This is a genomic window from Methanoregula sp. (assembly GCF_052325125.1).
Lineage (GTDB): Archaea > Halobacteriota > Methanomicrobia > Methanomicrobiales > Methanospirillaceae > Methanoregula.
On the sequence record NZ_JBKQWO010000018.1, the window covers coordinates 23,242 to 29,555 of the forward strand.

General features: G+C 58.9%; 8 protein-coding genes and 1 tRNA gene. 4 read left to right on the forward strand and 5 right to left on the reverse strand.

The genetic code is table 11. From position 1 onward, the window contains the following. Positions 1 to 42 precede the first annotated feature (42 nt). The gene (locus tag ACLQMU_RS04640) at positions 43 to 549 is read right to left on the reverse strand and encodes a phosphopantetheine adenylyltransferase (protein WP_422148966.1); all 507 of its coding nucleotides are present in this window, start codon (positions 547 to 549) and stop codon (positions 43 to 45) included. Positions 550 to 585: 36 nt separating this feature from the next. On the opposite strand from ACLQMU_RS04640, the gene ACLQMU_RS04645 reads away from it, so the two are divergent. From ACLQMU_RS04645 to ACLQMU_RS04660, 4 genes are read left to right on the forward strand one after another with little or no spacing between them, the layout of a single operon-like run. Beyond that, on the forward strand, positions 586 to 1,074 hold the full coding sequence (locus tag ACLQMU_RS04645) for a gamma carbonic anhydrase family protein (RefSeq protein WP_422148965.1): 489 nt from the start codon (positions 586 to 588) through the stop codon (positions 1,072 to 1,074). Further along, positions 1,067 to 2,368 (forward strand): 4Fe-4S binding protein, encoded by a 1,302-nt coding sequence (locus tag ACLQMU_RS04650; RefSeq protein ID WP_424039646.1) that lies wholly within the window; start codon positions 1,067 to 1,069, stop codon positions 2,366 to 2,368. Before ACLQMU_RS04645 ends, ACLQMU_RS04650 begins: the two co-directional genes overlap by 8 nt. Next, entirely contained in the window at positions 2,365 to 3,417 is a 1,053-nt protein-coding gene (gene mtnA, locus ACLQMU_RS04655; RefSeq protein ID WP_422148964.1) for an S-methyl-5-thioribose-1-phosphate isomerase, read from the forward strand. The genes ACLQMU_RS04650 and mtnA overlap by 4 nt, the downstream gene beginning before the upstream one ends. Positions 3,418 to 3,423: 6 nt before the next feature. After that, positions 3,424 to 4,134 (forward strand): DUF116 domain-containing protein, encoded by a 711-nt coding sequence (locus ACLQMU_RS04660; RefSeq protein WP_422148963.1) that lies wholly within the window; start codon positions 3,424 to 3,426, stop codon positions 4,132 to 4,134. Here the strand turns inward: ACLQMU_RS04660 and ACLQMU_RS04665 are convergent. From ACLQMU_RS04665 to ACLQMU_RS04680, 4 genes are all read right to left on the reverse strand, one after another. Further along, positions 4,099 to 4,512: a polymer-forming cytoskeletal protein gene (locus tag ACLQMU_RS04665; RefSeq protein ID WP_422148962.1), complete on the reverse strand. Its 414-nt coding sequence runs from the start codon at positions 4,510 to 4,512 to the stop codon at positions 4,099 to 4,101. The two genes, ACLQMU_RS04660 and ACLQMU_RS04665, sit on opposite strands and share 36 nt — an antisense overlap. A 68-nt stretch (positions 4,513 to 4,580) precedes the next feature. After that, a complete protein-coding gene (locus ACLQMU_RS04670; RefSeq protein ID WP_422148961.1) occupies positions 4,581 to 5,420 on the reverse strand; it encodes a geranylgeranylglycerol-phosphate geranylgeranyltransferase in 840 nt (279 codons plus the stop codon). A 118-nt stretch (positions 5,421 to 5,538) separates the two neighbouring features. Then, on the reverse strand, positions 5,539 to 6,084 hold the full coding sequence (locus tag ACLQMU_RS04675; RefSeq protein WP_424039644.1) for a hypothetical protein: 546 nt from the start codon (positions 6,082 to 6,084) through the stop codon (positions 5,539 to 5,541). A gap of 109 nt (positions 6,085 to 6,193) precedes the next feature. Next, positions 6,194 to 6,268 (reverse strand) — tRNA-Arg (locus tag ACLQMU_RS04680). Between the last annotated feature and the right edge of the window lie 46 nt (positions 6,269 to 6,314).

Consider the following 6,314-nt stretch of genomic DNA (forward strand, 5'->3'; position numbering starts at 1 on the left):
CGGGATTCCCCCGGGACGCCCCGCCCCGGAGGCATCCTGTCACTATCGCGGGTTATCCGGTTTTTTCGCATGGATCATGTGGCCGTGGACATCGATCTCCCCACGCCAGATACGGGTGGACGAGATCCAGCGGCCGTCCTCGGCCAGCACACAGGTGATCTGGTGGATATCCACCTTGCGCAATTTCTTCTCGCGCCGGAGCCTGTTGATCTCAACTGCCACCGGAAGCGTCTCCTCGGAGACGACAATCGCGTCAAAATCGGCATCGAGCGCCGAGCCGAACCGGTCGCTGAGCGGCTCGATCTCCCAGTGCGTCGCATATTTGTTCTCCCCGGCTTTCGCGGTAATGCAGCCGGTGATGAACTGTTCGAGGTCGGCTCTGCGTTCGGCAAACGGGTGGATCGGGTGCGTTTTTTTGCTGGCAAACGGGTCCGTCGTAAGCCCGATCACGACCTGTCCTTCGGGCCCGGCAAGCGCGAAGGACCGGGTCAGGAGTCGTTTATGGCCGTCGTGAAGCGGGTCAAAGGTGCCCCCCACCATAACCTTCATGCTGTCTGTACGTTAAGTTCCTATGGTATTATGGGTATGGATGGGAAGATCGCAGGCACACCGCTGTTTGTTGCGCCCAATGCAACAGTGACGGGCAGGGTTACCTTAGGAACGGATGTAGGTATCTGGTTTGGCGCGGTCATCAGGGCCGACAAAGACCGGATCGCCATTGGCGACCGGTCGAACATCCAGGACAACTGCGTTGTCCATACCAGCGTCGGGTTCCCGACAACACTCGGGTGCGACGTATCCGTAGGGCACGGGGCGATCCTCCATGGCTGCACGATCCGGGACCGGGTGCTGGTCGGGATGGGCGCGATCGTATTGAACGGCGCTGTCGTGGGGGAGGATTCCCTGATCGGCGCAGGCGCAGTTGTCACCGAGGGCATGCAGGTTCCTCCCGGATCCGTCGTGCTCGGTGTACCCGGCAAGGTGCTCAAAGAGACTACTGCGGAGCAGCGTAAACACATCCTCGAAAATGCGCAGTCCTATGTGAGGCTTGCCGGGGAATATGCCCATGGATGACGTTGTCGTCATCGGGGCCGGGGTTTCCGGTATCCAGGCCGCTCTCGATCTCGCAAACCATGGAATCATTGTCCACCTGGTAGAGCGGGAACCGACCATCGGCGGCCACATGGCGCAGCTCGACAAGACGTTTCCCACAAACGACTGCTCCATGTGCATCCTTTCCCCTAAAATGGTCGATGTCCAGAGACATGCAAATATTAAAATCCATACCCTTTCCGAGGTGGAACGAGTCGACGGCGAAGCAGGGCACTTCCGGGTCACCATCCGCGAGCACCCGCGCTATATCAATATGGATACCTGCACCGGCTGCGGCGACTGCGTCCAGATCTGCCCGGTCGAGGTCTACAACCGGTTCGATGCCGGCGTCGGGGTGAGAAAGGCGATCTACAAACCCCATCCCCAGGCGGTCCCCGACCGGGTGGTTCGGGATACGGAACACTGCATCGATTGCGGGCTCTGCTACGATGTCTGCGGGCCGCAGTCAATCCTGCACGAGGATGCGGAAAAGGAGGTCGTCATCGATGCCGATGCTATTATTGTCGCCACAGGGTACGAGATCTTCGACGCACGGGTGAAAGTCCCGCTCGGTTACCTGAAGTTGCCCGATGTGATCACCAGTCTCGAACTGGAGCGGATGATCAATGCAAGCGGTCCGACTGGCGGGAATATCCGGCGCTTAAGCGACGGGAAAGAGCCGGAGAGTATCGTCTTTATCCAGTGCGTGGGCTCACGGGATATCCCTCTTTCGCGGCCATACTGTTCCTGCGTCTGCTGCATGCAGGCGATGAAGAACGCGATGCTCATCCGGGAGAAGCACCCGGAGATCGAGGTAACCATTTTCTACATGGATGTCCGCGCCTACGGGAAGGGCTACGAGGAGTATTACGAGCGGGCAAAGGGTGCAGGAGTACGGTTCCTGAGGGGGATGCCTTCCGACGTGCAGGCCGATCAGAACGGGAGCGGCCTCTTCTTCCAGGTGGAGAACACGGAAACGGGGGAGATCGAGGTCCTTTACCCGGGCCTTGTCGTGCTCTCGGTAGGTATCCAGCCCACGGACGCGACCTCTGCACTTGCAAAAAAACTCGGGCTTGCACTCGAAGAGACCGGGTTTATCCGGTCGGTGCACGATGCCATGGACACCATCGGCACGGTGCGGCCGGGCATCTACGTGGCCGGTGCTGCGATCGCGCCAAAAGACATTCCGGACAGCGTGGCTTCAGGAGAGTCGGCGGCGATGCGGGCGTTCATCGACACGAAAAAAGGAAAGGCTGCGAGGGTGCGATCCCGGTGAAGGAGACTTTTACGCTCTGGTGGGACGAGGCGCTGCCCGGCATCCGGTACATCGACCAGACACTGCTTCCTGCGGAATATGCAATCGCCGGGTGCACGAACGTTGACCGGCTTATTGCTGCAATACAGCGGCTGGAGATCCGGGGCGCCCCTGCTCTCGGGGTAGCCGGAGGATACGGTGTCGCCCTTGCTGCGCAGACCTGCTCTGGTACCTCACCGGAAGAATTTTCCCGGGATGTGCGGCACGAGGCAGGACGCATCAGGGAGAGCCGGCCGACAGCAGTCAACCTGAGCTGGGGGGTCGACCGGGTGCTTGCCCGGTTTCTGGCCGCAGCGGATGCCGCTTCCGCCCGGGCGGCCGCACTTGCCGAGGCCCATGCAATTGCCACCGAGGACACGCGCTGCTGCCACGCCATCGGCGATTACGGGGCCACGCTTCTCCCCGACCGGTGCACCCTGCTCACGCACTGTAATGCAGGAGCACTCGCCTGCTCCTCGTGGGGCACGGCGCTCGGCGTGGTCCGGTCTGCCGTGGAAGCAGGAAAAACAGTGAAGGTGATCGCGTGCGAGACCCGCCCGCTCCTGCAGGGCGCCCGTCTCACTGCGTGGGAACTGGCCCGGGACGGGATCGATGTCACGGTCATCACCGATTCCACGGCAGCACATATCATGCGTACCGGAAAGATCGACGCCGTGATTGTCGGGGCCGACCGGATTACCGGCGATGCAGTCTTCAACAAGATCGGCACCTACATGCACGCCGTCTGCGCCCGCCACCACCACATCCCGTTCTACGTTGCCGCCCCCCTCTCCACGTTCGATGCCACAAGAACGGAACAAGAAGTTACTATCGAAGAGCGGGGACGCGATGAGCTCGCGGAGATCGGGAGCCGGACCCTGATCCCCGATGGCGTACCGGTAAAGAACTATGCGTTCGATGCGACTCCCATGGAACTCGTCAGCGCGATCATCACGGAGCAGGGTATCATCCGGCCGCCTTTTGATATCAGCGCACTCTTATCCCGTACTGCATCCTATAACGAACCGTAAACGGACATGACCCTCATGGATTTCGATCTCAGCCCGTGGCACAACCTGATGTACATCATTGGCGAAGCGACGGTCCTCTTTATCCTCGGGGCGCTCCTCGTATCGTTTGTCCTCGTCGTCATCTCCCTGTACTCGATTAAACGCGGCCGTCTCTATTTCCCCCGGTTCATCAAGGCAGGCATGGTTTTTCTGGAAGGGCTCATGAAAGCATTCTTCCGGCTCCTCGGCCTTGAGGACAGGGAGATGCTCACGTTTATTATCAAGATCCATAATACCATGAACGCGAGCGCATTTTCCCGTGTCCCTCTCTCTGAACGTGCGGTCTTTGTCCCCCAGTGCCTGCGATCCGCAAAGTGCCCGGCCCATCTTACCCCCGAGGGGCTCAAGTGCGTAAACTGCGGGCAGTGCACGATAGGGGAGGCCCGGATCCTCCTCGAGAAACTGGGGTACCGCATCTTCATCATCCCGGGATCGTCGTTCATCAAAAGGATGGTTAAGAAATATCACCCCAAGGCGATCATCGGGGTCGGCTGCCTGACCGAGGTAAAAGAAGGGATCGATATGGCCGACAAGATCGGCCTGATTGCCATGGGCGTGGTGACTTTAAAGGAAGGCTGCGTGGAAACCCTGGTCAACTGGCAGGATATCTACGAGGTTGCCGTGCTGGGGCTCGATCCTGCGTCAGTTCCCGAGGACTTTCATATTCTTGCCGGTTAGCTTCCCGCTTTTTATCTTGCCATGAACGATGATGGTATCGCTGCTGGTTACGTCACCGACGTGCACGTCGGGCCTGATGATGACCCCGCCACCGGCCGCAACGGAATAGACCACGCAGTGATCAAGAAGCGTCACATCCCCGGATGCCACGAGCGGTCCCTTGACCCGGGCATGGCTCCCGATGATCGCACTACCGCATTCCACGTCAAGGGCCACGCTTGACTTCATGCCCAGTTCGAGCCTCCCGGTCACGACAAGCCGTCCCCAGAAATGGGTCCGGGCGGGAACGATAAAATCGCCGTCAATCCTGACATTGCCTTCGTAATATGCCCCTTTGGGTGCATAATACGTGCTGCCTTTCCGGATGACGTTTGCCATGGGAGTACCAAGGTAGATGAGGCACGACCTTGTGCATAAAGGTTGTTGTGGTCCGCGGGTCCTGCAGGTCACAGGAGCACAGAAGACAGCGTGAATACGACAAGGGACGCAAACATCCCGGCCTTGAGAAGGCCGGTGGACCCGGCCGCCTTTACGCACCCGGGATCCGTGCAACCGAGCGCCCTGAATGCGGCAAGGATGATGAGGATATCGACAAGGGCGATGCCGAGAAGGTACCACGCCCCCCACCAGAATGTGGGAAGCACGCTTGCCGCAACGGCTGCAACCGTAAAGATAAAGGCAAAGAGCGCAGTCTTCCGTACCCCGATCCGGATGGGCAGGGTATCGGCACCCCCGGCACGGTCCCCGTCAATGTCTTCGGCGTCCTTGAGGAGTTCCCGGGCAAGCATGGCAAGGAACGTGATGGCCACGATCGGCAGCATGTCCGGCAGCCGGTCCCCGCCTGCCAATGCACCGCCAAAGAGGAATATGCTTGCCGCGAGGTACGAGACCGCTGCATTCCCGAAAAACGGCGTACTCTTGAGCCGGGCCGCGTATACGACAAGGAGGATTGCGTTGAAGATGGCAATCGCAAGGCAGAGTGGCGACGTAAAACCGCTGATGAGGATGCCCAGGAAAAACAGGACTCCCGCGTACACGAGGGCAGCGTTCCGGCTCACCGTGCCTGACGGTATGGGACGCTCCGGGCGGTTGATCGCATCTATTGCCGCGTCGTAATAATCGTTGATCACGTTCCCGGCAGCGGTGATGAGGGCGACAACGGCCATGAGCAGGATGACGCCGGGCACCAGTGCTCCGGTGGCAATGAGATACGCGACAATAGCCGCGAGCCCGGCAACAACCGAGTTTGCCGGACGGGTGATGGTGAAAAATCCTGCAGGGCCCATATGCAGGATCCGGTATCTGGCTGTTCTGATATTAACCTGCGTGGCCCGATCACCGCGGCGACGGGTACGTGCAGTGATCTGTCAGGAACTGCCCGGGAGTTATGGAGGTTTAAAAAAATTACGTAAATACCGAAGGATCCATGGTCCATTCGGTTGAGAAACTCACGGGAGGCTGGTTGTCGAGGGGTTCGGTAACGAAGAAGACTTCAAGCGTTGCCCCGTTCTTCAGGGTCTGGTAATCCTGGTCGGAATTTATGGTTATGTAATCCCGCCCGGTAGCCGAGGTACCCTGCCCAAGCGGGGGGGTCTCCGCCCCGCTCCCGCCATGGGATACTCCGATACCCCCGAACGAAACGCCGTTTGCATTGGTCAGGGTGCTGAACCACCGCAGCTGGACAGGCGTTTTTCCCACATTGCTCACCGTGACGAAAATATTCACCATATGGCCACCCGAGGGCAGGGCAGTGGTAGTGATGGCATATATACTTGCGTTGAAGGCATACGTCCCGTTCACGAGCGTGGCCACCTGGTCCTGACCGGCTGCAGCATTTCCCCCGGCACCGGCGGTGGACGTCCCCGGGGTTCCCGGGGAAGAGGTACAGCCGGCAAAGAGGATCATGCTGATGCCCAGAATTGCAAACGTACAAAGAATACCTTTTTTCATGGTTCACCTCTTGTTGTGATACCAGATATTTTTGCTTTTTCTAAAAAAAAATTTCGTGCCGGATCTTTATTAACAAAACCGATTGCACGGTAAAAAGAAAAATGCCTGACGGGCGAGGGGGGATTTGAACCCCCGACCATTAGCTTAGGAGGCTAACGCTCTATCCGGACTAAGCCACTCGCCCACTGCTCATACCAATTGCAGGGGAATATGTATAAGTTTTGCGCGCT